Here is a 26,718-nt window from a genome sequence, read left to right on the forward strand (position 1 = left end):
GAATCCAGGTCTGAATAATAAAGGGAGAAATGCTAATGATTGAACGAATTGATACCGTGTGCATGATCGTAAGTGACGTTGAAAAATCCGAGCACTTTTATGAAGAGGTATTAGATTTTAAGGTCGTATTTAAAGGAGAAGGCTACCGCGTACTGCAGGTGGGAGAGGGAGGAACACCACTGACGATTGAAGAAGGGCAGGTCCGTCCTGAAGCGAACCAGACCTATCCGATTTTCTTTTCCAGGCAGATCACCCAGCTGTATGAGAAGCTGCAGATGCAGAGTGTTCGGGTCAGCGACTTACATAACGACGGAGTGAACCATTATTTTAACTTCTATGATCCTGATGGGAATCAGCTGCAGGTTTGTTATTTTGAATAGAGGAAGAAAGGTCTTGTAAACCCTCAGAAGGAAAGCATGCGAAGAGTGAATTCTAATTCTTTCCTTCTGCTTTCTATATTTAACCCATCTTCCCGTCCCGGTAATTCACTAGCGGATCCTCACTGTTCCCGATTAACAACTTTCCTTCATACACCTCTATAGTCTCAGACCACTCATACTGCTCCCCCTCTTGTTCGACGACTAAATGGACCTCGTGCCAGAAGGAATGGCCGTCTTCATAGTGCGCTTCACTAATCTCATAGTCTTTCAGTATGTAATCTTGTTCCTTTAAACGATCGATCTTCTTTATATAAAACCCTTCAGCTTCCTCGTTGGATAATGCCGTCCCGTCATTAAAGTTATTCTTTTCATCAGGATCATAATCAAAAAGATACACCTGTTCAAACGCTTTGTTGAACTCTTCGTCTATCAAAGCCTGGTAATAGGTGTGGATCTTACGTTCTACTTTTTGTTCGTTAAAGAAATTACATCCCGATAATACCGTGAACATCATAACAGATAAAACCGCCCATTTTATCATAGAAAAAACGGCTCAAACTGAAACGGTTTCCCGACGAAAACCGTAGATAAAGTAAGGAGAAGTGGATATGGAATGTGGTTCCAGGTATTTGCGAACAGGCATCGTCCGTGTGATCCGTCAAAAAAAGCTGTCTGCCCTTATGAAGAGGGAGTGTAGTATTTTAAGAGGTGATAAAGGTGTCGATAAAAGGACTAAATCATTTTTTGTTTTCAGTCTCTGATTTAGATACATCCATTGAGTTTTACGAAAAAGTATTTGATGCTGAGTTGTTAGTTAAGGGAAGATCGACGGCCTACTTTGATTTAAATGGAATGTGGCTTGCTCTTAATGTAGAGAAAGATATCCCGCGTCATGAAATAAACCAATCCTACACCCACATCGCTTTTACCATTGAAGAAGAAGATTTTGATGACATGTGTGAGAAACTTCAAACATTGAACGTCAACATCCTGCCAGGCCGCCCAAGGGATGAAAGAGATAAGAAATCTATTTATTTTACAGACCCGGATGGTCATAAATTTGAATTTCATACAGGCACCTTACAAAACAGATTAAAGTATTACAAACAAGAGAAAACTCATATGGAATTTTTCGACTGAAGCGGTTATCCATCAATACAAGGAGTATGAGAAATGCCAAAGAAAAGTAAAATTATTATTACAGTATTGAGTCTATTACTTGTAGTGGTCTCAGGATATGCGATTTATCTTAACCTTCATACGATCTCTAAAGAGGAAGCAGATGAAAGAGAGGAAATTCTGGCAGCGGCCATGCCTGAGATCGATACACCAGGAGAGGAAATAGAAGAGATTGTAGTTCTTAAATCAAAAGCAGGAACCTATCCTTACATGTATAATGTTGCCGTTAATAAGAAAGATGGAACTCAAATATTATATAGCTGGGCCGATAAAGACAAAAGTAGAGTGACTAGAGAATAGCATTTTGGGTGTTTTCACAAGCAATATTTTACAGGTGGTGTGGTATATGGAAAAGGATACAGAGAAGCAAATATTAGAAGAATTAAGAAACATAAATCAATCGATTCAGAATGTTAATAGTAAGGAGAAAGAGTCGTATCCCACAGTTTATGACATTATAAGATCTTTATTGATAGGTATATTAATTGTGGGTCCTGCCATTGCAGTGGTTATTGGGGTTTTTCAATTATTAGGCAGTTGGATATTAAATTAAGAAGCTCTTCCTGTTTGATAGAGGATGGATTATCAGTTTTGCCGAAGGTGGTGTAACTAAAAATGAACGAGGCTGTAAGGTGTCCTGAATGCAGTAATGAAGTAAAGCAGGGATATATTTTTTCTCCACGCAGAATTTGCTGGTCAGAATCGGCCGATTCAATACTTTCTGATTTTGGAAATGAAGTGTTAATAAGTGATCCATTGTTTAAAGTCAAAAAAACTCCAGCATTAAGATGTGAAGAGTGTAATATAGTTATTTTTAAATACAAGTAAAACAACGATATAAAAAATTATAAAGGAGAGCAATTGAATGGAATTTAGAATTGGCGACGCTGCAATTGTTCTACCCTCTTTACACGTTACGATTATCGCAATAATAATTACTATCTTTTTAGTAAGGTGGAGTAAGCAGTTAGAAACTGGACGTTTTAAGGTTTTCTTTTATTTTCTACTTAGCGCATACATTGCTCCCATTTATTCTCGAATTACGGAAGAGGATGTCTTTGAGTTATGGATTCCTTTGGGATTTATAGTTGTTTTCTTTTACTTGTTGCTCAGTAAAACAAACCATCCATCTAAAATAAAAGCGACTATTTTAGGACTTAGTATAGCATTATATCAGTTAGTTTATATATATATTGAGTAGTAGTTATATAATCTGTTCAATAGTCTCTTGAGGGAGGGATGATATGAAAAGGAAACCAATATATGTAGAGATACCCATAAAGGGTGATATGGACAACCTTTGGAGTTCTTCTCAAACCCCTTAAAAATTGGTTATTGTAGAGAGACGCTAATAATTTTAAAATGTGGAGGTTATAATTTTGGCACCCCGATACAGTATTAAGCCTAATAAAGTTTTTGCGATCATCGGAGCAATAGTCGGTATATTATTTTTAATAGTCGGCGGACAAGTAGTATCCGAAGTTGGATCTTTTGGAGTAATTTGGATGTTAATTGCTGTAGGTTTAACTATTTTCTTTCTCATTAATATTTTCTCTAGTAAAGGTGCAGCTCCATACGAATTGGAAGCTCGTAATGAGGAGAATCACAATAGCAGCAATTTTGAAGATTTTGAAACAGAGGTTAGAAGACTCCATAGATTAAGAGAAGAAGGGTTATTAAGTGAAGAAGAGTATCAAAAAAAGAAAAAAAAATTAATAAATTAATGTTAGTAATGGACTTGAAGTGTTTTAGAAAGGAAATATGCTCATAAATCCTTGTTTTTTATAATTCTGTGCAAGCTTTTTTGATGTCTAAGGTTCAAATATAAGATAAAAATACATATTTCAGGTAATGTTTTCATGTAAAGGGGAGCTATTTAAAATTAAGGCATTAGTTTGAAAGAATTTATTTCGAGATAAAATAAATATGTGAAACTATACAAGCACTGTTTCGTAAATGAGATATAGTACTTTATTGAAATGGTGTTATCTTAGAATTTGTAATATTTAGAGAGCTTTTAGATGTATTAAAATATTCATTTTTGTATGAAGAGGATTTATATGTTGCGTTGTGATAATCGGGGTAGAGTGGGAGGTGGTATTATGCAAAAGGCAATCACAGTTTATTATCAATCCGATAAAAAGAATAACTTAAGTGAGTTAAATCAATTACTTCAAGAAGGATGGAAGGTTGTATCTCAGAGTCCAGTCGGGTTGGTACCAATGGTATCTTCACTTGTTATATTAGAGAAAGATTAGGGGAATTTGAGTGGAGATTGGGTGGAATGGCTATCGCGGCATTCAGTGGAGGAACTATTGGAAGTCAACTTGTATTTCTGCCTGAATTGCCCCATTATAAAAAATCCATTCTCACCAATGTAAGAATGGATTTTTAGTTTTTCTGTATGGCTTTCTATTCGTGTAACCATTTCTTCGAACGTGTATTAATGAAGCTAGTGCTGTTCATTTATTCGCGTTATGTAAGGCATGGTTCTTTGCTATTGATTCAAAAAGCGCAGCTGTTTTTTCGTAAATTGAGGGATAAGCTCTTTAATCACGTCATTCAACACACTAAATTTCAGATAGTTATGAAACGCAATTACTTGTGCAATCGTATGAAAAAGTGTACTGGTGTCATATTCTGGTTAAATAGCATGACAATTATGGAAATTCGTTAATATGGGATCGTTTCTATAGGAGGGTTTAGATGAAATTAAGGTCTAAACGGTTAGGGAATATCTTAAAAAAATTTCTTTGGGCAGATATCGGATTAACCCTGCTGCTATTGATAAATATAATCATTGTAAGATTGGTTGGGGCGGGGGAAGCCTTGTTGTCTTACGACAGTATCGTTTCTGTTGTAGTAGGATTAAACGTGGTTATCTATACTATCCTGTATCTCTTCTGGCTATATAAAGTACATAAGGATTTACAAGAGTTGGATGAATTTTACCCTATTACACCAGGTGGGGCCATGGCTCGTGTTTTGATCCCATTTTACAATTTATATGGGTTATGGAACGTTTATTCCACGATGGCAGACTATTTTAAAAAGAATTCATCTATACATGCAACCGGATCGAGACTGGCTTTATATATACCTATATATTATATTCTCATGTTAGCTACAAATGGTATGAATTCTTATTTAACGAGGCAGTTAGCAGAAGAGCCTTATAGCAATTGGTGGTTTATATCATATATAGGAAATAGTGCGCTGGTTGTTTTGTACATCTTGATTATTAAAGCGGTGTCGACTGGTTTATTAAGATTAACAGAACATGAATTGAATAGTGGTGAAGAAGATAGGGCTGGTTATTCACAGTGATTCTGAAATAAAAGAATAAGAATCGGATCTATAGAAAGGGAGGATATGATGGAGGAAACAGAATGGGATATTCAAGAAGTTAAGCGCTTAAAAAAGAAGCGTTTGGTGCAATATAATATCTCAATGCTGCTGTCATTCGTTCTGTTTATTTATTATGTGGAGAAGGGAGGGGCAGCTCCCGTCCTTCTTGGTTTATGCTGCGTGCTTTTCTGGATCATAACAGCGTATATGCTGTACAAGCTTAAGACTGGAAAGACGATCGGCACAAAGACAAGCCGCCTTGTCGAGGATTTTGAAAAAGATTATAAGGGAGAGAAGCGGTGGAAACGAAAAACAATGATAGAAGCTGGAGTTATAAGCGTTATAAGCGTTGTTTTTACAGTTCTTTTATTTGTTTTGGATTTTGAATCTGCAAGAATGGACTTTCCTATCGACGTTTTTCCATTTATCGGAACCTGGGTTGGTCTTAATATAGGAGAGGTCGCCAGGATTAAGATTTTATAAGTCAGAATCAGATCTTCTCCATGTAATTCTAAATGTTAGGAGACCTTGCAATTATATGATACATAGATTAAAGAATTTATTCCTCTATACAGGTTTCGCTCATGTAATTTTCATTGTGTTGTGCTTTTTCTGGGGGGTAGATAACAATAATTATTTTGAACTATCAAAATATGTAACTTTGCTCTTGTTTTCAGGCTATTTTGTTTGTATGCTTTTAGAAAATAATAAGAGAAACGCTGAATAATTCCTTTCTACTGAAGAATTAGGTTTCGATGAAAAGTCCGTATGTGTGCGAAAAGAACTGAGAGTTATATAGCTCTGTAGGCTACTCTGTTTATAAGGAAGAAGCAGAAATGTACATAAACCCAGTGACTCAGCTTGTTTGTTGAATTTATAAAGTTTATAAACCATGATTGTAGTAAAAATTTAATCAATAACAGGAGACAGGAGGCAGATCTGTAAAAGGTTTGCCTCTTTTAGGTTTCGGTCATGAGAGCCAGTTGAACTTATGTTTTCCCCTCCAGCATTCAACCTTACATGCTGACAAGCACAAGGTGAGGTTTCCTTATATTGAAACGATTTCCTGATGAAATCGTATATTTAGCAAGGGAGGGGCAGCAATCATGAAAAGGATCTTATTGATTTTACTATTAATTCTAAATCTACTATACCTGGCGGTTGTTTTAACCGGCTATCCTATGAGGTTCTCTTTCGCATGGAACGTGGGCCTGGCTTTCGGGTGGATCGGCTGCTTACTGCTGTCCGGCATTTTTTTCATCAGATCGGGAAAAAAGAGCGGCTATTCTCCGTATTTATCTTTGGCTGTGTTTTCCCTGAGCCTGGCTTGCTTCGGATGGCACGCTTTTATTAATTATTTATCCTTAATTATGGGTTGAACACACAAACAACATTGATTTTTTACAAAAAGAACGGAGGACAAGCATGACTGAAGAAAAGAAGAGTCTGTATTTTTTTATGGTGTTGGGCTATACAGGTCTGGTACTTGTGGGTTTAGCTTTTATGACATACGACAATAACACAGGGCGCTTTCTAGCATTGTTTGGTTATCTATTAATCAATACGTATATAGATTTCACCGAAAAAAAGATAGGTGTTACGAAGAAGGAGTCGGCCTTATTTAAAATCCCGGCCGTCATCCTATTAATGATTCTTGCAATTACTATCTACTTGTAGTCGTTTATGAAGGAAAAGTATTAGGAGGAGGTAACATGCTTGAAGCCATACTATCAATTATCCTGGCAGTCTTCCTAGTTATTTCAATCGCTTTCACTGTTAAGAAAAGAAAGAAGCTTGGTTATAAGGGAATCAAAAGTGCGCTGACACCGATCTGCTTCTACTTGATCGCCGTTATGCAGCTGTTTGCCATCTGGTTTAACTTGATGGGGATCATCAGCTGGATTCTGACTATGACTCTGCTGCTTTTAGGTGCTTATTTTACGAAGTATTCGATTCAGCCGAAAGAAGAGGTATAGGAAGATAACCATTTTGAACTTCTTTCCAGTCCTAGTGATTCTTATTTATAAAAAGACTACAAAGAGTAAAATTAAGGTTGTTACATACATGACTCCGCCCATTAAATGATTCTTTTTCTTTATTTCCATGGTGCCTTTTATTATTCCAAAGATCATTATGGCGGCTATAACAATTTTTAAATAGAGCTCAGGTGCCCTACTAAGAGTAAGCACACAAAGCAGTATCAATAAAGTAATCATAGTAAGGTCTTGCTTACTTTTGATCCTACTCATAATATCTCTCCTTTTAACACCCATATTAAGTTTTCTATTAAATACTAGAGGATACTTTAGTCTTTCGCTGTATAAAGCAAACATGTCATACGCTTCATCCTTCTTTAATTTGCTTTTGTCGATTGCCAGCTTTCTTATTATTAAATTGAAAAAACACCTCTAATATTATATATACAATTACCACGCCAATAAAGAAGGCAACATTTTCTTGGACAAGTAAAAAGAATAGAGAGATTAGTAGGAGTATCGTTCTTATTACTTGTTGAGCTTTTTTACTTATCATTAGATTAAGTGCACTCCTTCAGTAAAGTAATTAATTTTAGTTACTAACATTCGCTAAATTAATTTTTTACATTGAGATAATTTTTACAGCAATTGTAACATCCATAAAAAGGTTATGTATAACCCCTTCATTTTTTAGAAAACAAAAAATGCCTCACTATTTTTTTATTAATTAGAAAGACCATACTGAAACCGAGGGTGGGAAATTTAATGTTTGCAGACGTAGAAGCTAAATGGAAGAAAAAGAATAAATTATTATTCTCTCGTGACAGTCAATGTTTACAAGAATTGAATCATCTAATTCAATTACAGAGTCATAGAACGCTTGTCATGTGGGCTCTGGATTGTGCAAAGCAGCCTTTAGAACAATTTGAAGCAAAGTACCCTGAGGAACGCAGGCCAAGAGCTTGCCTGGAGCTTTGCGAGGAATGGTCAAGGGGCTTAATCAAAATGCCTATGGCACAGAAGGCGATTTTAGCTTCGCATGCCGTAGCTAAAGAAATTGATGACAGGGAATACGGCGGTTTATGTCAAGCCATTGGTCACGCTGGAGCTACTGTACATGTAGAAACACACGCTTTAGGGCTGCCTATCTATGAATTGACGGCCATCGTTAATAAGCACGGCATAGAAAACTTTTCAGCACCTGTAAGCGAAAAGCTCAATTACTACTATAATCGTCTTCTCTACTGGCAGGAAAATACCGATAAACATGAACGTGAGTGGGCAAGTTTTTTATGAGCAGCCATAATAGAGAGGTAAGGTGACCCCTCGTCACACTTCTTGTTGGAGACTTTAACGCGAGGAGGTATTGTGTTGTCAGAAAACAAACAAAAAGTTACTATTAATCGTGAAAAAGTCCCGTTAGGTTATGGGATTATGGCTCCTGCCATCGTTTTATTTCTTCTGCATTACTAACCATAAATGGTTTAAATGATTCTGACTATATTTTCTCTTTTATAAGTGGTGCCTTTTCAATTGTTGTGGCTGCTACACTTTTAATAAATATGGTTAAATTAATTAAAAGGAAGGACCAGTAGAAGAATATGAGAAGGAAAGTCAGGCGTGTAGACATGGGAAATGGGGGTATTGATTTGATTGATTATAGGATAAAAAAATCTGAGAAGTTCTCTGAAAAGATTGGAGAACTTGTATCCATGTTAGAGCATACGAGAGCTGTTACCTTAGAAGAGATTAATCGTCTAACTCAAGAGGATTTGGATTATTTAGTGGATGAAGGGTCGAATACTATTGGATCTCTATTAATACATATTGCCTCGATTGAATTTGTTCATCAAGTAATTTCATTTGAGGGCCGTGATATTAATGGGGTTGAGCTGCAGAAATGGCAGGCAGCGCTGGAACTTGGAGAGCAGGCGAGGTATCAAATAAAGAAAAATAATATTGAATACTATTTAAATGAGTTAGCTAAAGTAAGAAAGCAGACTCTGATCCAACTTAAAGAGCGTACGGATGAATGGTTGTTTGAAGAAAAGTACTGGGAAAAAGGAGTCCCTTATAATAACTATTACCTCTGGTTTCATGTATTTGAAGATGAGATTAATCATCGAGGGCAAATTAGAGCTATTAAACGGATTCTTGCTCAGAATTAAGAATAATCTACTAAGCTAGATCATTTTTTATAGGTCTCTCGAGTCTGGAATAAAATCTTAAATAGCAATGTTAATGGCCATTTGTGTTGAAGTAGTTATATAAAATTGGAGGAAATCTAATGGAAATCTATCAAGCTTCAATCGAAGATTTAGACGGAGCAGCTGTTTTATTCAATTTATACCGAGAGTTTTATGAACAAGTATCAGATGCAGGTGCAGCAGCTTACATAAAAAAGCGTCTGGAAAATAAAGATTCTGTGATATTTGTGATGAAAAACAATGATAAGTATGTAGGATTTGCGCAGCTCTATCCCACATTCTCCTCTATCTCTATGAAGAAAGCATGGATATTAAATGATTTATATGTGGATGTAGAGGCGAGGGGTCAAGGAATAGGGGAGCGGCTTTTACATAAAGCGAAGGAACACGCAATTGAGACGGGGGCGAATAGTATTAGCCTGAGTACAGCGCCGGATAATCTGTCTGCGCAAAGACTTTATGAGAAAAATGGATACGTTCGGGATTCTCAATTTTACCATTATGAATTAACAGTAGAATGAACATGGGGAATATTTACTAATATACAATCAGATACGAAAAGGTGTTGGCTGTTCTTGATCGTTCATGTATACTGAAGTCAAATTGAATAGTAGTAACTAGGGGAGCCCAATGAGCTGGGCTGAGAGGGAAACGCTTTGAAGTTTCTTGACTCTTTGGACCTGATCTGGATCATGCCAGCGTAGGGAAGTTCGGTCGTACCAAACGAGTAATACAACTTCTGTATACATAGTTGCCGGGTCCATTTGTAATGAATGGAACCCGGCTTTTTTATTTGCTTTGCTTCAGCTATGTGTTTTGGCGTGCCAGTCTTGTCCTTTTATCAAAACAAAAAAGGAGAGATTGATGTTGTCACCATCTTCATTGAACAAAGAAAACATGTCGATTATGTCCAGTTTTGCCGGGAGTCAGAAGGTTTATGTGCCGGGGTCAAGGCCTGACATTCAGGTTCCTATGCGGGAAATTAATTTAAGTCCGACGACAGGTACATTTGGCGATGAGGAAAATCCTCCGCTTCGTGTGTATGATACGAGCGGACCTTATACAGACCCGAAGTGCACCATTGATATTACGAAAGGTCTGCCTTCTCTGCGCAGCGGTTGGATCAGCGAGCGTGGTGATGTTGAAGAATATGAAAGACGTGAAATCAAGCCTGAGGATAATGGGTATAAGAGCATCGATGATCCGCGGGCTAATAATAAGGTGTTTCCTGAGTTGAATCGTAAACCTATTCGAGCCAGGAAAGGGAAAAATGTCACACAGCTTCATTATGCGAAACAGGGTATCGTCACGCCTGAGATGGAATTTATTGCGATAAGAGAAAATATGGATCCGGAATTTGTGCGGGATGAAGTGGCGCAGGGACGTGCGATTATCCCTTCTAATGTCAATCACCCGGAGACGGAGCCTATGATTATCGGGCGGAATTTTCACGTTAAAATAAACGCCAATATTGGGAACTCTGCCGTTACCTCCTCCATTGAACAGGAAGTAGAAAAAATGACCTGGGCGACAAGGTGGGGCGCGGATAACATTATGGATTTATCAACGGGAAAAGACATTCACACGACGCGGGAGTGGATTATTCGAAACTCGTCCGTTCCGGTCGGCACCGTCCCGATTTATCAGGCACTCGAGAAAGTAAACGGGGTAGCGGAGGATCTGACGTGGGAAGTGTACCGCGATACGCTGATCGAACAAGCCGAGCAGGGTGTTGATTACTTTACGATTCATGCCGGGGTTCTTTTGCGATATGTGCCGTTGACAGCCGACCGTTTAACTGGAATTGTATCCCGGGGTGGGTCGATTATGGCCCAGTGGTGCCTGTATCACCACGAGGAAAGCTTCTTGTATACCCACTTTGAAGAGATCTGTGAAATTATGAAAGCCTATGATATTTGCTTCTCCCTAGGTGACGGGTTACGGCCTGGCTGCATAGCGGATGCCAATGACGAAGCTCAGTTTGCAGAATTAGACACGCTTGGTGAGCTGACTAAAATAGCCTGGGAGCATGATGTGCAGGTAATGGTCGAAGGACCGGGCCACGTCCCGATGCACCTGATTAAAGAAAACATGGACAAGCAGCTGGAAGTTTGTGACGAAGCACCGTTTTATACGCTCGGACCATTAACCACTGATGTAGCGCCTGGTTACGATCATATTACATCTGCGATTGGAGCAGCCATGATTGGCTGGTACGGAACCGCGATGCTTTGTTATGTGACGCCAAAAGAACATTTAGGGCTGCCGAATAGAGATGACGTGCGCGAAGGAGTCATCACGTATAAAATTGCAGCCCACGCAGCCGATTTGGCCAAAGGACATCCCGGCGCACAGAAACGCGATGACGCCTTATCCAAAGCGCGATTCGAATTCCGCTGGAGAGATCAGTTTAACTTATCGTTGGATCCAGAGCGTGCGATCGAATATCACGATGAAACCCTCCCTGCAGAAGGAGCAAAAACCGCTCATTTTTGCTCGATGTGCGGACCGAAATTCTGCAGTATGAGAATCTCTCAGGATATCCGGAATTACTCGAAAGAAAATGAATTGTTTACGAGGGAGGATATCGAAAAGGGAATGCAAAAGAAAGCGGAGGAATTTAAGAAGTCTGGAGGAAATCTTTATCAATAAATAGAATAAGAGATGGTAAGAGCTATGGAGCTGATTGGTGGTTGGAGCCGATCAGCTTTTTTGTGGGTATTCGATTATTAGAAGAATTGTAGTTCCCATTTTGCAACCCACCCTGCAGCTAATAATGAGGAGGGGAATAATTGAGAGAAAAAAATTTAAAATCACTATCTTTAGCTTGTTTTGTTTTATCTGTAGTAGTTTGGATACCGAACACAGTATTCCAGATAGCAAGTCCGTTGTGGATACTGACGTTTGTAGTAGCTCCTGCCGGAATAATTTTTGCTTTGCTCATTAAAAATTACTGGTTAGTTATTATAAACACATTTATGCTTTTTAGCTTTGTTATATTAATGGCACTGGGTTATTTTGTGAATTCAAAAATTTAAGCTCTCGCCCATTATTATTTATGATAATAGTTAATAAGCCAGTCCATGCTGCGTATCTATTACCAGTGCAGAGGTCACGGAGGCCGGCCAGCTTTTAAAAAAGCAGTTTGACAATATGCTGTACGTGTTACATACTATTGTTAAAATAATTTTACCGAGTAAATGGAGTGTACCGATGAAGGATATTAAATTATTGACTACATATGAACAGTTAAAAGCTTTAGGAGACCCATTCCGCTCCGAATTGTTGTTACGATTAATGGAAAAGCCAAAAACAGGCCAGCAGCTTTCTGAGGTATTTAACCTTTCACGTGCACGTATTCATTATCATTTGAAGGAGTTAGAGAAAAACGACCTCATCGAGATTGTACATAAAGAAGAAAAGAACGGGATTGTCCAAAAGTTTTATCAAGCCGTAGCCGGCGGTTTCGTACCTGATCAATCACTCATTCCTTATTCAGATATGACAGAAACGGTAAGACAAATGATGGTGAGCATGCTAGAGCAGTCAAAGCGAAGAATTCTTGCCGCTCCGGAAGAGTCTTTACAGGATCAGTCTGGCTCAAAGGATCCGGACGAGTGGAAGTATAGGTCAAGTGCTTATGAGATTCATGCTAAAGAGGAAGATTTCATGGCTTGGCAGCAAAAGTTTTCAAATTTAATGGAAGAACTGGCAGAAATGCAACGCCCAGATCCATCTCCAGAGGCTAAGCTTTATTACTTTCATATTCTTGGGTTGCAAATAGAGGAAAGTTATTTCGAAAAGAAAAAAGGAGAATCATAGTTGGGTTCTTTTTTTTGATTGTTAGTTAAATTAATCTTACCGAGTAAATTTAATTAATGAGGGGGATGGATATGGAGAGCGCAAAAAAGATTGGCGAAAAAGAAGTCGCACCTTTATCAAGGTCTAAATCATTTATTTTGTTATGGTTGACGACGGTAGCCTCAAGTCTGAGTTTGTCGATGTTTATGTTTATTCAATCATGGTATGTGGTGGAAGACCTAGGAAAAGAAGCATCTCTGGGCATTGTATTGGTTTGTTTAACAGGCATGCGGATGATTTCCATGGTCGTTGGTGGAGTAGTGGCCGATCGAAGCAAGCAAACAAAGGTAATGGCATTTTCTGATTTATCATTAGCCTGTGTCATTATACTGCTGGCCGGATTCTTTATGTATTTTTCAGAGGTGCCAATCGGAGTACTTGCTGCTAATGCTGCTTTATTTGGAATTTGTGGCGGGCTCTTTGAACCTGCTAGAGATGCTCTACTGCCTAAAGTAGTAAAAGTGGAACAATTGACCCGAGCCAATTCCTTTCTTCAAGCTGCCATTCAAATTGCCCTCTTTACAGGGCCCCTTCTTACGGGAATATTGATCAATTTCTTAAGTTATAGTTTCGTTTTAATTCTTATTGGTATGTGTTTATGTTTCTCTGGCATAGGAGTGCTATTTATAAAGCAAATTAGCGAAAAGCCAAAACAAAGGACACATTTATTTTTTAAGGAGCAACTAAAGGAAGGGTTTATTTATACCTGGCAATCTTCATTGTTAAGGGCTTTGCTGATCATTTCAGTTATTGTAAACTTTTTTATATCTGGTCCTTTAATGATGGGACTTCCGATATTCGTGGAAGGTGTACTGAATGGGAGTCCCTTAGACTTCAGCTTTGTTCAGGGTGGTTTCACATTTGGCATGATACTGGGTTCAGTCATCATTGGCCTGGTGAACATTCAAAGGAAAAGAGGGTCCTATGCGTTATATTTCATAGCCCTTCAAGGAATTGGCCTCCTCATGTTCAGCCAGGTGACTTCAATAGGAGCTGCCGTAAGTATTATCATTGTCATTGGGATGCTTAACCCCGCTGTTAACATTCCGCTAATATCAATGGTCCAGTTCCATGCGTCTTCCCAAAAAGTCGGCAGGGTCATGAGTTTAATCCGTACAGGATCGTTAGGATTAATTCCGCTATCCTATGCTGTAACGTCTGTATTTCTAGGAATGGGAATAAAAATCCAAACTTTAATGGCATTGAGTTCGATCCCTTTAATTCTTAGTGTGATTTTATTATATTTATCATTTCCAATCTTAAAATCCGCAGACTAAAACCCTTTATAGTTAAATAGGTGTTCTCACGAATATTTAAGGAGAAGAAATTGGCACTTGTACTTATTATTTCATTTGCATTATTAATTTATCTTAGCTTTACAATTTGCCATATTGAAAGACTGCTGAAAGAAGAAATCATTAAATCTAATAACTTAAAGTAAAGAGGGAAAAGTTTATCCCTCAATTTTATCTCCTTCACTCAAACCGCTTGTCCTCAATGCACTCTCTAAATCATCATATCGAGCGAGGAAACAGACTTTTCCGTTCTCTACTTTCAAAACCGTATAAACCACGGCTTCTCCTTTAATCGTATCATCATCATTGAACCACGTGCCGTGCTGTGCTAATACTACATAATGATCTCTGGCATAGCGGCACTCGGTCTTTAATTGTAATTTCGCGCGCTGCATCCAGTCATAAAGCTCCTGATGGTTAATGACTCCTTTTCCTTTAGGTCCTACTAATTCTAATTGATTTGAGGTGACTTCCGATAAGCCGTCCATATCCGCTTTATTAGAAAAGTTCACCCACGAATCTGCAATAGCTAGAGTCTGCTTTGTTTGTTCATTCATCCTGGTCACTTCACCCTTTCTCAGAAAATCTCCTGCAGCGATTATACACCTTTTTCATAATACTTGGACATAGGAGGGATGGTTATAGCTGTTAAATCTAGCTTTTTAATAAAATTTGTATTTTTTCTACAAATCTTATGGTTTGTTATGTTTATTACTAATATCCTTGGATATATAGGTTCAAAAAGCGTCATAGCTCAAGATGTGGTTTGGCTCGGGATCCCTTCGGCTGGGGCCGTGGTCTCTATATACTATATAATTTACTTTATGAGGAGTCGTTACAATGATCATGTCTCTTGTGATTTATTTATTGTGGGCGGCTATTGCGGGGATCAGCCAAATGTAAGTAATTGACTAGTGGGACTATACTTATTAGATGGAGGTCATATGACACAACCTAAATATGAATCATTTAGTATGAAAACAGCGTACCTTTATATAATTATAGGAATCTTAGGTTTCTTGTTTTTCCGTTTCTTTTTAGAGTCTGATGTATGGTGGAGTATTCTTATACCATTTCCTTGTGTTTTAATCGGAATACTGTCTCTAAAAAATAAGAAAAGAAAATAAATCCAGCATTATGCCGAACGCAATCCAGAAAAGGGTTGCGTCTTTTTTATGGGAAGAGCTTGTTTATTTGAAAGCGTTTTGAAATAATTGGAATTAATAAATAATCTTGAGAAGAGAGGCGTAAGGAGGGGAAATGATGATTCTATATAATGAAGCAGCTGGTGAAGGGGAACCTATCGTTTTCTTGCATTCGGGTTTGCAAACTGGAAACACTGATTTTGTGAAACAAAGAGAAACTATTAAAAATCTTATGAAGGTCATTACGCTTGATCTAAGAGGCCATGGCAAGTCGCTCAGTAATAACTTAAATAATTTTTTTGAAGATGCTGCCGATGATTTAAAAGAAACAATGGAGGAATTGGAAATAGAGAAATTTCATTTAGTCGGCAGCTCATTAGGGGGATTAGTGGGATTGATTTTCGCCAAAAAATATCCATATTTCCTGATAAGTTTAACGTTGTCTGGTATCACTGCTGATCGACAGGACAATTGGAAGGAGCTTCATGGGGAAGATATAAGAGCTCAGGAAAACCTTCTTCATGATACTGAAATAATCAAGGTTCTTAATCAAATGCATGACTCTGATTGGAAGCAATTCATTTATAAGGGGAGAGATGAGGATTGGTACCCTTTTGAACACACAGGCGACTTAGAAGGTATTAAGGCGCCTATTCTTTTTATGGTCGGGGAAGGAAATAAGGCTGAAGTAGAGTCTGCGTCCAAATACCAAAGACTGCATGATAACGTACATGTATGCGTGATTCCCTTTGCCTCCCATTTAGTTCATGAACAAAAACCGGACGTGTACACTGAGGTATTGATGGAATTTCTTAACGTGATAAAGGAGCAATAAAATAAAACTTGTAATTTGGGCCAGTAAACTAAAAGTAAAGACCAGCATGCTTCCAAGTAGGTTTCAAGAGAAACAAAGAGATCGTTTTTAAAAGAATAAAAAGGATGGTGGTAAAGGTGAGTGAAGAGCAGAGGTATATGATTAGCGGAAAGACAGGATATTCTCCTTCCATAGGCAGATTGTTATCCATGATGGAGTATACACGCAGGACTACTCTCGAGGCAGCGGAAGGGCTGTCTGTAGAAGAGCTTGATTATCGGATTAATGGAAAGGGCAATTCCATAGGCTGTCTTTTATATCACATCGCCAGTGTTGAGGAAATCTATCAAATTTTCACCTTTGAGAATAGAGAGCCCTCCCAGGACGAATGGCAGAAGCTTGGGGTAGGGGTTGAGCTTGGTGAGAAGACTCATAAGGTGATTAAAGGACGGGAGCTTCATTTTTATAAAGAGAAGCTGTTGGAAACACGAAAGCGGACCCTCGAATTATTTAAGCATAAAGAGGATCGTTGGCTGGATGAAATATCTCCCTTGAATCCTGTCGATCAAGCCAATTACTACTTCTGCTGGTTTCATGTATTTGAAGATGAATTGAATCATCGGGGTCAAATTCGTCTGATTCGCAATCATCAGAAAAAAGGTGAAGGCTCTTGAAGGCTGTATGGTTGTAGTCCATGAAGAGGGTGAGATTCATCATATCGGTAAAAGGGAAGCGGCTCGCAGTTTCATAAATTTCATTGATTTTGCTCTACTATCCATAGTATCCTCTACCCAACATTTCTTTTATCATGAAAAGAGAAAGGGGTTTTTTCTATGAAGGATCAGATAGACGAACTAACATTATTGCTGTTGTATTTAACATCTTTTAAAGATGATGAAGGACCTTTTGAAGTCTTGAGAAGCTGGAAGGGGTATCCTTTTGAATCGTTGGATGAATTAAAAGAGGCCCGCTGCATTGTAGGGAGCAATCGGGCGAAGTCGGTTGTTTTAACGGAAGATGGAGAAAAGCAGGCGCGGGAGCTGATGGAAAAATATCATATTAAGGTTGAGTAGTAGACGGTAACACGGGAGGCGTTAACATGTTAGAGAATGCCAAAAAAGATAAAAGTCATAAAACTGGCAGTAATGCCCGTTAGGTTATGGGATTATCGATCCTGCAGTCGTTTTGCTTTCTTCTGTGTTATTAACTATTAATGGTCTTGATGATTCTGACTATATTTTCTCTCTTATAAGCGGTACTTTTTCAATAGTTGTAGCAGCTGTATTAGTCATTAATATTGCTAAATTAATGGTAAATTTTTTTATTCCATGTAAAATAGCCTATCCAAAACAATACTACAACAAAAGGAGCCATATAATATAATGCAGGAGGTTCTACATATAGAACTGTTAATATAAATGCTAAGACGAATGGTAATAATAATGTTAAATACGCTTTATTATTCATGAAAATCACTCCAGTTCAAAGGTATAGTAACATGCATAAGTAATCAAGAAAATACATTAAAATCCGTATAATTCCGTTTTCTTTTCATTTAAACTTGAAAAAATAATAAAATTAAATTGAATATTGATTTCGATATATCGTTTGAGAAACCAGCTATTTTCTTTGTTAATGTAGAGAAAAGAATTATTTTTTAAAATCTCGCAATCATTTGTTTGTCGTCTGACTCGCCATGTATTAGTGTTAATGGAAGTAAGTTAAAACTTGAAGGTAAGACAAAAAAATAAAGCTATCTACATAATTCTTAAAATAGAAGAACTCATATCGTATATCAAGTGTTACCGCTGTAGCAAGGTTAAAAATAATCAAAAATGAAAGTTCAATGCAAAATCTATTACCTCACTCCTAAGTCACACCGATTATGTAATGTCAATTACTACCCCGTAACTTAAATAAAATTAGTTTAAGGTCTATAACCCAAGCTCATACTAAAGAAAAAAGCATATCCGAAAAGAATTGCCACCCCAACTATTATGAACAGAAACATCAGAATTTTTCCTTTAAGATCTTTCTCTCTTTTATTCCAAGATAAACTTAGGGTTAGAAATATAATTGCAGTCGGCACTAAATATAAAAACAATCCTATATCAGCCAAGTTCGAATTCTTCTCCCAATAAATATCTGGGATAGGAGAACCCTTATGATAAAGAGCGTAAATTGTCTCTCTTAGTAAGAGAAAAACCAACGAAACTATAAGAAAGTATCCATAACCGATATATTTAACTTTCTTAGAAAATACTTCTGAACGATTTAGCATTGCAATTACAACAAGAAATAGTGGTATTAATACAGTATAGTCACTCACTTATTATCCCAACTTTTCTCTTCCATTTTTAACCTTGTAAATTCTCTTATTACTCATACGATACCAAACCAATTTAGTTTCAAACGCCCAATATCTCGAATCTCAATCTTCAACTATTCTGCCCGTTAATTGAATAGCAGCAAAATAGAATTTCATTATAAAATACAGTACGTTTTGCTTATGGATTTTCTTCTTTGCATCTCTGAAGTAAACTAATGTTTAGTGTAGGCGCGGTGATAACAGGGGATAAGTCAGCAGGAATATCATGTGGATCAGTCATCTCAATTAGGTGGATTTCAATATTTACTTTTTCTTTTTGAAGTGCTAAAGTTGAAATTGTTGTATTTTTCTATCAATTAGTGAAATCGGTTTCAAAGACATCTAAGGAGGAACTGCATATGGAGTTTAGACAAAAAATCGGGCTGATTCTCGGTCCTTTGTTGTTTGCTATTCTATTCTTTATCCCGGCTATTACAGGGCTTGGAGACGAACCGCGTGCTGTACTGGCTGTCACGGCGTGGGTAGCGGTGTGGTGGGTCACAGAGGCGATGCCGATTCCGGCGACGTCCCTGATGCCGATCTTTCTGCTTCCGATTACGGGTGGAGCGGATCAGGATACGGCCTCGATGGCGTACGGGGATCCGATTGTATTCATGTATATGGGTGGTTTTACAATTGCCCTGGCGATTCAAAAGTGGGACTTACATAAACGGATTGCGATGACGATCATTTCATTTGTCGGCACGAGCAGCCACAGGATTATTCTAGGGGTTATCATTGCTACAGCCGGCTTATCGATGTGGATTTCCAATGCAGCGACCGCGCTCATGATGCTTCCGATCGCGTTGGCATTAATTACCGAGGTAAAGGAGAAGAACTTTTTTGATGAGGCGTCCTTGAACCGTTTTGCTAAGGGGCTGCTGCTTTCTGTAGCCTATGCGGCTTCCATCGGCGGTCTGGCGACGATTATCGGGTCTGTACCTAACGCGGCGTTTGTGGCCGTGGCGGACAGCAGTCTCGATCGTACGGTCACATTCTTTGACTGGTTCTTATTCGGATTTCCTTTGACGCTTATTTTGCTTGTAGGGCTTTATTTTTACCTTACAAAGATCCAATTTAAAGTGAAGAGTCAAAAAGACATTTCTTCAGATTTTGCTAAGAATCAGCTGCGGGACCTCGGGCCGATGTCCTACGAGGAGAAAGCGGTGCTCACGGTTTTCAGTGTGGTGGGTGCGCTCTGGATGACGAGTGGCTTTATTCCTGAAGACTACAGGCTATCTGATACTTCAATCTCTATGATTGGTGCGGTTTCTATGTTCCTTTTTCCGGCGAGGCAGGCGAAAGGCGGCTTGATGGTCTGGAAGGATATGAGAGAGCTCCCATGGGGTCTATTGCTCTTATTTGGGGGCGGCCTCTCACTTGCAGCGGCGTTTGATTCTTCCAATCTCACTGAATGGATTGGGGAACAGCTGCAGGGACTTGAAGTGCTTCCATTCCTGCTGATCTTAATTACGCTGGCTGCCATCGTACTGTTTATGACTGAAATTATGTCCAACACTGCAGTCTCCAACATGCTGATTCCAATCAGTATTGGTCTTGCGATCGGTATTGGAGCGGAGCCTTACGCGATCATGGGGGTTGTGGCATTGTCCGCATCCTGTGCATTTATGCTGCCGATCTCCACGCCGCCGAACGCTGCGGTATTCAGCTCGGATTATTTAACGATTGATGATATGGTGAAAGCCGGATTCTGGATGAATATTCTATCAATTATTGTGATTGTGCTGTTCGTATATCTCTGGCAGCCAGTTGTATTGAATTAATGGGAAAAGCTCTCCTGATAAGGAGGGCTTTTTTCTATGGAAAAATACCTGATCAACTGTTGTGAAAATTTTGGAAGTTTGAAATAATAGTTTTTACACGATTTTTTTACATAAAAAGGAGTATTTAAATGAAGAAAGTATGGGGGTACGGAGTATTATTGCTGACACTGGCGGGGTGTCAAAGCCAGGAAGCGGAAAAATCGGTGTATCATAACGGTGGAACCTCTGATGAATTTCTCATTCGTGCGAGTGGCTCTTATGGAGGGATAGCAGATGACAGCTGACTTTAGAAGTTATAATCAGCGGTTGGCAATTGTGTTTGTGATGCTTGGAACTGCTTTTATAACCGGGGGATTTGTGCTGCACCCCTATTTGGAATACTCTACCTTGATCGGGTGGGTGGCAGGGTTAATTTTACAATTAATAGCCTTAAGGTATGCGATTAAGTGGAAGGCCGAAGAAGACAGGAATAAATAACGTGGCTTAAGTACTTTTATAAAAAAGGAAGGGCCCTCACGCAGTGGTGAGGGCCTGGAGGTTAGATCATTTTCTACAATCTCTCACTGAATTGGTTAAATATGTGAGAAATATTAAGGTCATCCCATATTCTAGTACACTTACGCTTTAATGTAAACCCGCTTTAAATAATTAAAGTGAATGGAGTGAGCACTCAATGAATAAGCCATTCATTTTGTGGGCTGGTATAGCAGTCGTGTTGTTTCTTGTATGGATTGTAATGAATTAAATAAGGTTAGGAGATTTTTTTATGTTGGGGGATGGAATACATGGTATGCTTCATTTCCTTATAGGGGCTGCTGTGGTTAGTCTATTGTTGTATGGAAAATGCGGATCAAGGCGTGAGCTCGTGATCGTTTTTTTATTTGGGGGTATTGCCGGGGTTTTTCCCGACGTCACCAAGCTGTTTGGCGACCTCTACGGCCATTCTCTGATGAGCGCGCCATTGATGGGGCTGAGTGTTGCTCTGGGATTTCGCATACTTATGAGAAAGGTGCCCTTCCTACAGGCTTGGGGCGCCTTTGCAGCAGCTGTAATCATTGGGCATATTTTCATCGATTTGATTGGTAATGGGGTGGCTCCTTTTTATCCATTTGAGAAAAGTGAGTATGATTTTCACATTATATCCAGGCTTGATGTCGTGATGCTTCTGACTTTACTGGCCACGGCTGTTGTTTTCTTTATTACATGCAGGCGGGCCATTGTGCTGTCAGGCGTTATGATCATATGTATATATCTCGGAATTTTATCGGTTTCAAAGGTACAATTAGAACAATTGCTCCATACTGAATACAGCGAAAATGATATTGAATTACTGATCACCTACCCGCGTTCAGGTGCATGGGGTGGCTGGGATTTTCAACTGCGGACCGATGAGACCTGGATTAATGGACATTCGCCGGTCTTAGGAAGAGATGTACATATTGAAAGCGAGAGGGACGTCGAAACGTAACGCTTGGTCTTTCGTATTAAATAGTAAGGGTAATAGACAGATGGGAGGTTAAGGAAGTGAATAAACGGCTGAAATTCACTCAGAAGAGTACTCTTTTTCTATTGTTTGTTATGCTGCTCTACATAATTGTTACGAGTAATACTTCGGTAAACTTTTCAACGAAGCTGATCATGCTTGGAATGTTTCTTTTTATCTTCCTTAAAGGGGTGGAGACTTATTTGGAAGGGCAGAAACGAAGAAGTATAATCCCTTTTGGTATTTTTTTCATACTGGGAATTTTGGTAGTTGGCAGCATCAATTAACAGGGGGAAGATGATGAAAGCATTGAGGATCGTTCAGAACGTGTATTTGGCAGGGATGTTTGCAGCGATATTTTTATATTTTTCTGGAATGATGAACGGCGACTATTTATTTCCCATTGTGGGAGGGTCGTTCCTTCTAAATGGAGTTAGTGACATGTATGAGGAAAAAGTTAAAGTGAAGTACGTTTTTCAGGCTACGGTGGGTGTTTTTCTTATCTCTGTTCCAATTTTGTCATAGGAGGGTTCAGTCGTGAAAACAATTGTGATTGTAAAAAACATAGTATTGGCTTTAACGATAATGCTGGCTGTGCTCGTCCTGTTAGGTTCGGTACTTCAATTTATACAACCTGTTCAGTATCAGGGGTCCACTTTACATTTATCGCTAATGACATTAATGCTGACAGGCTTAATTGCGACGAAGGGGCTTCAGTGCTGCATACATAAACGGAAAGAATTGACTGAGAGAGGCTGCGGCACCATATTATAAGCGGAATAGGCAGGGGGTGAAGCCGTTTGAAAAGAGGGGCAGGATGGGCAGCGGGAGTTTTGTTAACGGTTGGGATTACAGGTTCTGTGATCAGCTATCAAGGTTATGCTGAAGCGAAAAGTGACTGTGGGAAGAACGATGGGACGGTTACGGAAGATAACATTGACGTTCTTGCCATGAACTGGACCGTATCCTGTGAAAAATAAGAGGAGGTTCACTATGAATGAACATGCAGGAGTGAGAAAGTTTGAAATGGTGTTTCAAATTATCATAGCTGTAATTGCTGCAGTTATCACTATTGCATACATACTTAATGACTTTCAATGGGTCTATGCGATTCTTGGTCTCCTCATCGGGGGAATCAGTCTCTTCAGGCTCATTCAAATAACGAGGTTTGAGTAGAGGAGGGGGAGCTTGTCACCGGCATTTCTGCATAGCTGTCTACTGGGCGTATTAATAGGGGGAGTTGTTATTTTAGTTCTCTCAGGGATATGGCAGTTTTTTTACGAAGGAAGGCAAAGCATTATTGAATGCGAAGGAAGACTATTATGTAAAAGGTAAACCACGTGATGAGAAGTTGATAAAAAATACCTTTAAAGAAGAAGTTCAAGCCTGGAGAGAGAAATCGGTGTTCTTTAAAATTATCCTTTACTCCTGGGTGGCTTATATAGGGGCGCTTCTGCTGATTACGGGGGTGTATTTCATAAATGTATCGCTTCTGCAGTAGAGCGATATGTGCTGTCGTGCCCATGAAAATCGCCCGATATAATCATGAGCTGCAAGCTTAGAAGAAGGGACATAAGACTCAGATTTACATATCGTATCGCAATCCGATATATTAGCTTGCAAAATCGTCGAAAAACCTTCATATTTAAAGTAAAGGAGGTTCGACAGCGTGCGACACGATATTCAACCGAATGAACGAGCTTATACGACAAAAGAAGCAGCAGAAGAAGTAGGAATCGCTACGCCTACGGTACGGAAATATGGTCAGGTGCTGGAACGGAATGGTTATGAGTTTTTCAAGGATGGGGATCGTCGTATTTTTGTACGAACCGATATCGAAGCGCTTCGGGCGATACGCGATACGGAAAATCCAATAGATGTGACGGCGAAGTTTCTTGCAGAGCAGCAGAAGGATCGGCTTGATTCCCAGGAAGAAACCGATATATCGCTTCCCGATACATACGAGAATTCCATTCAGGATCCAGAACAGCTGCGCAGCTTCTTAAAAGTGATTGCCGATGAATTAGCGGCCTCTCGTGAAATGAATGTGCAGCTGACAACCGATATGACTGAGCTGAAAACGACTGTTTCCCGCCTTCAGCAGGATCACCATGTCATCAGCTCCGGTGTTGGGAATTTTTCACAGAAAACCAACACGAGAATTGAAAAGCTGTCAGCCCAGCAGCAGGCGAACTATGAGGATTTGCTTGAGAAGGAAAAGGAAAGCAACGAAGCGCTGCGGCAGGAGCTGCAATTGCTGCGCGAGGAGCAGAACAAAGTATGGCAGGCGCAGAATGAATTTAATCAGCGTCTTGAAGAGTCTGTACAGGAAAAGCCTCAAGGCGGCTTTGGGAAGCTGTTTGCGATGTTTCGTAAATAAAATCTATCAATCGTGATTTAATCCTTCAGTCTACTGTTCACTCTGAGGGATTTTTTTGTTTTAAGACACACTGTCCTCACACGGTCATACACTATTCGCAAAACGTTCCCGAAGGAGGAGAACGCGTTGCGTCATCATTCTATACCCTCAGGTTCCCCTCATTTAGTTCAATGGTATCGTCCATCCCTTCTATCCCGGCTTAAAGAAGGCGGATATGTTTTATATGCCAGGCACGCAGAAGCTTCAGTCGGGGAAGACCTGGCCTACGTTAACTTTGCCGATTGTTCCACGCAGCGGAATCTATCGGATAGAGGAAGAAGGCAGGCCGCAGCTTACGGTAGTACCCTCCGAAGCCTTCAGATTCCACTGGCAGCTCCTGCTCTTACCAGTCCATTTTGCAGAAATAGAGAAACGGCCGTTCTCGCATTTGGTGAAGAAAATGTTCAAGTGGATCCTTTTTGGCTTTCCATTTACTCGTTAGGCACAGCTATATCCAGCTCTGAGAAGCAAACCATTTTAAATGAGTTAACACGAAGACTGGAGACTCCGCCTCCTGAAGGGGTGAATACCATCATTGTGGCTCATAGTTTCCCTGAAGGAGCAGGTCTTGGAGAAATTCCGAATATGGGGACCGTAATCGTCAAGCCTTTTGGTGAAGGAAGGGGATACGAGCTGGTGGCACGGCCAGCGTTAGAGGATTGGATGAACTTAGGAAGTGGAAGCCGGTAAACCTCTTAATCTAGTAATAAAGATTGCTATTTATTAAAAGCCTTTGGTATGATAAAAGTGATCGTTATAACGAATGGACGGAGATGAATAACTAATGAAAAAGGTTCGTATTTTCGTGCTTGTTTTTATGTTATTTGTATCGCTGCCGTTAACAGCTTACGCCAAATGCCCCGTAAAAAAGGAAGTAGATTATGTCGCACTCGGAGATTCTTTAGCTGCTGGTGTTACGCCGTATAACCAGATTGGGGAAGGGTATCCCGATTACTTCGTGAAGCGGCTGAAGCAATCTCAGTATACCGTGGATTATGATAATTTTGCCGCTCCTGGGGCTGACTCTACTCATCTGACGGGTGTTCTTAATAATGACCTTGCGCAGAGTAATATTGAAGAGTCCGAGTTTATAACGATCAACATAGGAGCGAACGATCTGTTGCCGCTGCTGGATTTAGAGAAGCAGGAATATCCTTCAGAGCGCGAAGTTGCCTCCGTTTTAGCCCAGCTTAATCAAAATATCAATCATGTATTTACGAAGATCGATGAGCTTAACCCAGATACGGATGTTTACATGATGGGCTACTACAACCCATTTCCTTATCAGCCGGAAGAGCTTCAGCCTCAGCTTGACGTACTCCTTGATTCATTAAATCAGGTGATCCAATCTGCCACAGCTGCATACGGCCACACGTACGTACCCACAGAAGATGTAATTGAACGAAAATATGAAAGCTTTCTACCTAATCCTTCGAATATTCATTTAAGCGAAGAAGGGTATGAAGCCATAGCCAGAGAGTTCTGGAAGAAACTCGACAAAAGCAAAAACTAACAAGCAAAGCGGACCGCTTGATGGTTCGCTTTTTCTTATTGTCTATCAAGAATTTATAAAATTCCAACCTGTGAATAATTGACATCCAGTTTCAGCGTCCAGCCACTCGCAACATAAGCAATCCGTCCTGCGGAAGGGAAGACCACCTTCCACCGGCCGTTTTGCTTATGCTTTTCGTGTCTGCCAGGGCGCTTACGCTTTTGTGCTTAGCCATAAGCTATATTCTGTAAACACACTTCATATCCACGTATAATAGAAGAAATGACTAGTGGGAAAGAGAAGGGTGACATATGAAGAGAGAAGCCATTGAACACAAAATGAAAAATCATAAGCCTTCCGTAATTGGTCAGAAGCAAATTACAAATTATTCCGTTCTTCTTCCGCTGATTGAAAAAGAGGGAGAGCTGCATTTAGTGTTTGAAGTGCGGTCTCTTCAGATGAGAAGGCAGCCGGGAGAAATCTGCTTTCCTGGCGGGAAAGTGGACCGTGAGGATCGTCAGGTGCTTGATGCGGCTGTCCGGGAAGCTAAAGAGGAGCTTGGCATAACGGGGCATGAGATTGAAGAGGTGTATCCGTTTGATTATATGGTGTCCCCGTTTGGCATGATCGTTCACACCTATGTAGGCTTTCTTAATTGCCCAGAGGAAAGAATTGTACCGAACCCGGCTGAAGTGGAAGAAGTGTTTACCGTGCCGCTGTCTTTCTTCCAGGAAAACAAGCCGGAGGTCCATTATGTGAATTTTGACGTGATTCCTGATGATGGGTTTCCTTTTGAGTTGATCGCCAATGGGCGTGACTATGAATGGCAGACTCGTAAGATGGAAGAATATTTTTATCAATATGAAGATAAGGTGATTTGGGGGCTGACAGCACGCGTGTTGTATGCTTTTATTGAATCACTCGAATAAAATGTTTCACGTGAAACATTGAGTTAAAGTGGAGGAAA

General features: G+C 39.6%; 41 protein-coding genes and 1 riboswitch. Of the genes, 37 read left to right on the forward strand and 4 right to left on the reverse strand.

Annotated features, from left to right (window positions below; all coding sequences use genetic code 11):
- The first annotated feature begins 35 nt into the window (after positions 1 to 35).
- Complete coding sequence (locus LF822_RS09025; RefSeq protein WP_253923705.1) at positions 36 to 380, forward strand: VOC family protein; 345 nt, start codon at positions 36 to 38, stop codon at positions 378 to 380.
- A gap of 79 nt (positions 381 to 459) precedes the next feature.
- Here the strand turns inward: LF822_RS09025 and LF822_RS09030 are convergent, their stop codons facing one another.
- A complete protein-coding gene (locus tag LF822_RS09030; protein ID WP_253923706.1) occupies positions 460 to 894 on the reverse strand; it encodes a hypothetical protein in 435 nt (144 codons plus the stop codon).
- 203 nt (positions 895 to 1,097) lie between these two features.
- Between LF822_RS09030 and fosM the strand changes: the two genes are divergently transcribed.
- From fosM to LF822_RS09095, 12 genes are all read left to right on the forward strand, one after another.
- The gene (fosM, locus tag LF822_RS09035; protein ID WP_253923707.1) at positions 1,098 to 1,520 is read left to right on the forward strand and encodes a FosM family fosfomycin resistance protein; all 423 of its coding nucleotides are present in this window, start codon (positions 1,098 to 1,100) and stop codon (positions 1,518 to 1,520) included.
- A gap of 33 nt (positions 1,521 to 1,553) precedes the next feature.
- Positions 1,554 to 1,859 (forward strand): hypothetical protein, encoded by a 306-nt coding sequence (locus LF822_RS09040; RefSeq protein WP_253923708.1) that lies wholly within the window; start codon positions 1,554 to 1,556, stop codon positions 1,857 to 1,859.
- Positions 1,860 to 1,905: 46 nt separating this feature from the next.
- Positions 1,906 to 2,112 carry a hypothetical protein gene (locus LF822_RS09045; protein WP_253923709.1) on the forward strand — a complete coding sequence of 69 codons (207 nt, stop codon included), beginning with the start codon at positions 1,906 to 1,908 and terminating at the stop codon, positions 2,110 to 2,112.
- Positions 2,113 to 2,174: 62 nt separating this feature from the next.
- Positions 2,175 to 2,387, forward strand: coding sequence for a PF20097 family protein (locus LF822_RS09050; protein ID WP_253923710.1), 213 nt, complete (start codon positions 2,175 to 2,177; stop codon positions 2,385 to 2,387).
- Positions 2,388 to 2,424: 37 nt separating this feature from the next.
- Entirely contained in the window at positions 2,425 to 2,760 is a 336-nt protein-coding gene (locus tag LF822_RS09055; protein WP_253923711.1) for a hypothetical protein, read from the forward strand.
- A 178-nt stretch (positions 2,761 to 2,938) separates the two neighbouring features.
- The gene (locus LF822_RS09060) at positions 2,939 to 3,283 is read left to right on the forward strand and encodes an SHOCT domain-containing protein (RefSeq protein ID WP_253923712.1); all 345 of its coding nucleotides are present in this window, start codon (positions 2,939 to 2,941) and stop codon (positions 3,281 to 3,283) included.
- 378 nt (positions 3,284 to 3,661) lie between these two features.
- Complete coding sequence (locus LF822_RS09065; protein ID WP_253923713.1) at positions 3,662 to 3,817, forward strand: hypothetical protein; 156 nt, start codon at positions 3,662 to 3,664, stop codon at positions 3,815 to 3,817.
- Positions 3,818 to 4,265: 448 nt separating this feature from the next.
- Complete coding sequence (locus LF822_RS09075; protein ID WP_253923714.1) at positions 4,266 to 4,886, forward strand: hypothetical protein; 621 nt, start codon at positions 4,266 to 4,268, stop codon at positions 4,884 to 4,886.
- A 48-nt stretch (positions 4,887 to 4,934) separates the two neighbouring features.
- Positions 4,935 to 5,390, forward strand: coding sequence for a hypothetical protein (locus LF822_RS09080; protein ID WP_253923715.1), 456 nt, complete (start codon positions 4,935 to 4,937; stop codon positions 5,388 to 5,390).
- A 623-nt stretch (positions 5,391 to 6,013) separates the two neighbouring features.
- Positions 6,014 to 6,286 (forward strand): hypothetical protein, encoded by a 273-nt coding sequence (locus LF822_RS09085; protein ID WP_253923716.1) that lies wholly within the window; start codon positions 6,014 to 6,016, stop codon positions 6,284 to 6,286.
- A gap of 46 nt (positions 6,287 to 6,332) precedes the next feature.
- Positions 6,333 to 6,584, forward strand: coding sequence for a hypothetical protein (locus LF822_RS09090; RefSeq protein ID WP_253923717.1), 252 nt, complete (start codon positions 6,333 to 6,335; stop codon positions 6,582 to 6,584).
- 35 nt (positions 6,585 to 6,619) lie between these two features.
- Positions 6,620 to 6,883 (forward strand): hypothetical protein, encoded by a 264-nt coding sequence (locus LF822_RS09095; protein ID WP_253923718.1) that lies wholly within the window; start codon positions 6,620 to 6,622, stop codon positions 6,881 to 6,883.
- A 45-nt stretch (positions 6,884 to 6,928) separates the two neighbouring features.
- On the opposite strand, the gene LF822_RS09100 is transcribed toward LF822_RS09095, so the two are convergent.
- Positions 6,929 to 7,156 (reverse strand): hypothetical protein, encoded by a 228-nt coding sequence (locus tag LF822_RS09100; RefSeq protein ID WP_253923719.1) that lies wholly within the window; start codon positions 7,154 to 7,156, stop codon positions 6,929 to 6,931.
- Between the two features lie 492 nt (positions 7,157 to 7,648).
- On the opposite strand from LF822_RS09100, the gene LF822_RS09105 reads away from it, so the two are divergent.
- From LF822_RS09105 to LF822_RS09135, 7 genes are all read left to right on the forward strand, one after another.
- Complete coding sequence (locus LF822_RS09105; RefSeq protein ID WP_253923720.1) at positions 7,649 to 8,179, forward strand: putative immunity protein; 531 nt, start codon at positions 7,649 to 7,651, stop codon at positions 8,177 to 8,179.
- A gap of 353 nt (positions 8,180 to 8,532) precedes the next feature.
- Positions 8,533 to 9,051: a DinB family protein gene (locus LF822_RS09110; RefSeq protein ID WP_253923721.1), complete on the forward strand. Its 519-nt coding sequence runs from the start codon at positions 8,533 to 8,535 to the stop codon at positions 9,049 to 9,051.
- A 119-nt stretch (positions 9,052 to 9,170) separates the two neighbouring features.
- Entirely contained in the window at positions 9,171 to 9,611 is a 441-nt protein-coding gene (locus LF822_RS09115; protein WP_253923722.1) for a GNAT family N-acetyltransferase, read from the forward strand.
- 88 nt (positions 9,612 to 9,699) lie between these two features.
- A riboswitch (TPP riboswitch) is annotated at positions 9,700 to 9,814 on the forward strand.
- Positions 9,815 to 9,954: 140 nt separating this feature from the next.
- Positions 9,955 to 11,742: a phosphomethylpyrimidine synthase ThiC gene (thiC, locus tag LF822_RS09120; protein WP_371925865.1), complete on the forward strand. Its 1,788-nt coding sequence runs from the start codon at positions 9,955 to 9,957 to the stop codon at positions 11,740 to 11,742.
- Positions 11,743 to 11,882: 140 nt separating this feature from the next.
- Complete coding sequence (locus LF822_RS09125) at positions 11,883 to 12,128, forward strand: hypothetical protein (RefSeq protein ID WP_253923724.1); 246 nt, start codon at positions 11,883 to 11,885, stop codon at positions 12,126 to 12,128.
- A 175-nt stretch (positions 12,129 to 12,303) separates the two neighbouring features.
- Positions 12,304 to 12,912 (forward strand): winged helix-turn-helix domain-containing protein, encoded by a 609-nt coding sequence (locus tag LF822_RS09130; protein WP_253923725.1) that lies wholly within the window; start codon positions 12,304 to 12,306, stop codon positions 12,910 to 12,912.
- Positions 12,913 to 12,983: 71 nt separating this feature from the next.
- Entirely contained in the window at positions 12,984 to 14,228 is a 1,245-nt protein-coding gene (locus LF822_RS09135) for an MFS transporter (protein WP_253923726.1), read from the forward strand.
- Positions 14,229 to 14,404: 176 nt separating this feature from the next.
- Here LF822_RS09135 and LF822_RS09140 read toward each other — a convergent pair whose 3' ends face one another.
- A complete protein-coding gene (locus tag LF822_RS09140; protein ID WP_253923727.1) occupies positions 14,405 to 14,803 on the reverse strand; it encodes a hypothetical protein in 399 nt (132 codons plus the stop codon).
- 703 nt (positions 14,804 to 15,506) lie between these two features.
- Here LF822_RS09140 and LF822_RS09145 point away from each other — a divergent pair.
- The 3 genes from LF822_RS09145 (at position 15,507) to LF822_RS09155 (ending at position 17,278) form a co-directional block, all read left to right on the forward strand.
- Entirely contained in the window at positions 15,507 to 16,226 is a 720-nt protein-coding gene (locus tag LF822_RS09145; protein WP_253923728.1) for an alpha/beta fold hydrolase, read from the forward strand.
- A 116-nt stretch (positions 16,227 to 16,342) separates the two neighbouring features.
- Positions 16,343 to 16,879 (forward strand): DinB family protein, encoded by a 537-nt coding sequence (locus LF822_RS09150; protein WP_371925866.1) that lies wholly within the window; start codon positions 16,343 to 16,345, stop codon positions 16,877 to 16,879.
- A gap of 159 nt (positions 16,880 to 17,038) precedes the next feature.
- Entirely contained in the window at positions 17,039 to 17,278 is a 240-nt protein-coding gene (locus LF822_RS09155) for a DUF6429 family protein (protein WP_253923729.1), read from the forward strand.
- An 854-nt stretch (positions 17,279 to 18,132) separates the two neighbouring features.
- On the opposite strand, the gene LF822_RS09160 is transcribed toward LF822_RS09155, so the two are convergent.
- The gene (locus tag LF822_RS09160) at positions 18,133 to 18,534 is read right to left on the reverse strand and encodes a hypothetical protein (RefSeq protein ID WP_253923730.1); all 402 of its coding nucleotides are present in this window, start codon (positions 18,532 to 18,534) and stop codon (positions 18,133 to 18,135) included.
- A 398-nt stretch (positions 18,535 to 18,932) separates the two neighbouring features.
- On the opposite strand from LF822_RS09160, the gene LF822_RS09165 reads away from it, so the two are divergent.
- The 14 genes from LF822_RS09165 (at position 18,933) to LF822_RS09230 (ending at position 26,680) form a co-directional block, all read left to right on the forward strand.
- Entirely contained in the window at positions 18,933 to 20,357 is a 1,425-nt protein-coding gene (locus LF822_RS09165) for an SLC13 family permease (protein ID WP_253923731.1), read from the forward strand.
- 128 nt (positions 20,358 to 20,485) lie between these two features.
- A complete protein-coding gene (locus LF822_RS09170; RefSeq protein WP_253923732.1) occupies positions 20,486 to 20,641 on the forward strand; it encodes a hypothetical protein in 156 nt (51 codons plus the stop codon).
- Entirely contained in the window at positions 20,631 to 20,834 is a 204-nt protein-coding gene (locus LF822_RS09175; protein ID WP_253923733.1) for a hypothetical protein, read from the forward strand. The genes LF822_RS09170 and LF822_RS09175 overlap by 11 nt, the downstream gene beginning before the upstream one ends.
- 289 nt (positions 20,835 to 21,123) lie before the next feature.
- Positions 21,124 to 21,825: a metal-dependent hydrolase gene (locus tag LF822_RS09180; protein WP_253923734.1), complete on the forward strand. Its 702-nt coding sequence runs from the start codon at positions 21,124 to 21,126 to the stop codon at positions 21,823 to 21,825.
- 56 nt (positions 21,826 to 21,881) lie between these two features.
- Positions 21,882 to 22,127 carry a hypothetical protein gene (locus tag LF822_RS09185; protein WP_253923735.1) on the forward strand — a complete coding sequence of 82 codons (246 nt, stop codon included), beginning with the start codon at positions 21,882 to 21,884 and terminating at the stop codon, positions 22,125 to 22,127.
- A 13-nt stretch (positions 22,128 to 22,140) separates the two neighbouring features.
- Entirely contained in the window at positions 22,141 to 22,365 is a 225-nt protein-coding gene (locus LF822_RS09190; RefSeq protein ID WP_253923736.1) for a hypothetical protein, read from the forward strand.
- A 12-nt stretch (positions 22,366 to 22,377) separates the two neighbouring features.
- Entirely contained in the window at positions 22,378 to 22,614 is a 237-nt protein-coding gene (locus LF822_RS09195) for a hypothetical protein (protein ID WP_253923737.1), read from the forward strand.
- Positions 22,615 to 22,640: 26 nt separating this feature from the next.
- A complete protein-coding gene (locus tag LF822_RS09200) occupies positions 22,641 to 22,820 on the forward strand; it encodes a hypothetical protein (protein ID WP_253923738.1) in 180 nt (59 codons plus the stop codon).
- Positions 22,821 to 22,833: 13 nt separating this feature from the next.
- Entirely contained in the window at positions 22,834 to 23,016 is a 183-nt protein-coding gene (locus LF822_RS09205) for a hypothetical protein (RefSeq protein ID WP_253923739.1), read from the forward strand.
- A gap of 124 nt (positions 23,017 to 23,140) precedes the next feature.
- Entirely contained in the window at positions 23,141 to 23,341 is a 201-nt protein-coding gene (locus tag LF822_RS09210; protein ID WP_253923740.1) for a hypothetical protein, read from the forward strand.
- 168 nt (positions 23,342 to 23,509) lie between these two features.
- Positions 23,510 to 24,220 (forward strand): MerR family transcriptional regulator, encoded by a 711-nt coding sequence (locus tag LF822_RS09215; RefSeq protein ID WP_253923741.1) that lies wholly within the window; start codon positions 23,510 to 23,512, stop codon positions 24,218 to 24,220.
- Positions 24,221 to 24,346: 126 nt separating this feature from the next.
- Positions 24,347 to 24,949, forward strand: a complete 603-nt coding sequence (locus tag LF822_RS09220) for a histidine phosphatase family protein (RefSeq protein WP_253923742.1) — start codon at positions 24,347 to 24,349, stop codon at positions 24,947 to 24,949.
- A 94-nt stretch (positions 24,950 to 25,043) separates the two neighbouring features.
- Positions 25,044 to 25,772 (forward strand): GDSL-type esterase/lipase family protein, encoded by a 729-nt coding sequence (locus tag LF822_RS09225; protein WP_253923743.1) that lies wholly within the window; start codon positions 25,044 to 25,046, stop codon positions 25,770 to 25,772.
- Between the two features lie 290 nt (positions 25,773 to 26,062).
- Entirely contained in the window at positions 26,063 to 26,680 is a 618-nt protein-coding gene (locus LF822_RS09230) for an NUDIX hydrolase (RefSeq protein WP_253923744.1), read from the forward strand.
- Positions 26,681 to 26,718 lie beyond the last annotated feature (38 nt).

This window comes from Halobacillus sp. A5, assembly GCF_024189315.1.
Classification (GTDB): domain Bacteria; phylum Bacillota; class Bacilli; order Bacillales; family Halobacillaceae; genus Halobacillus_A.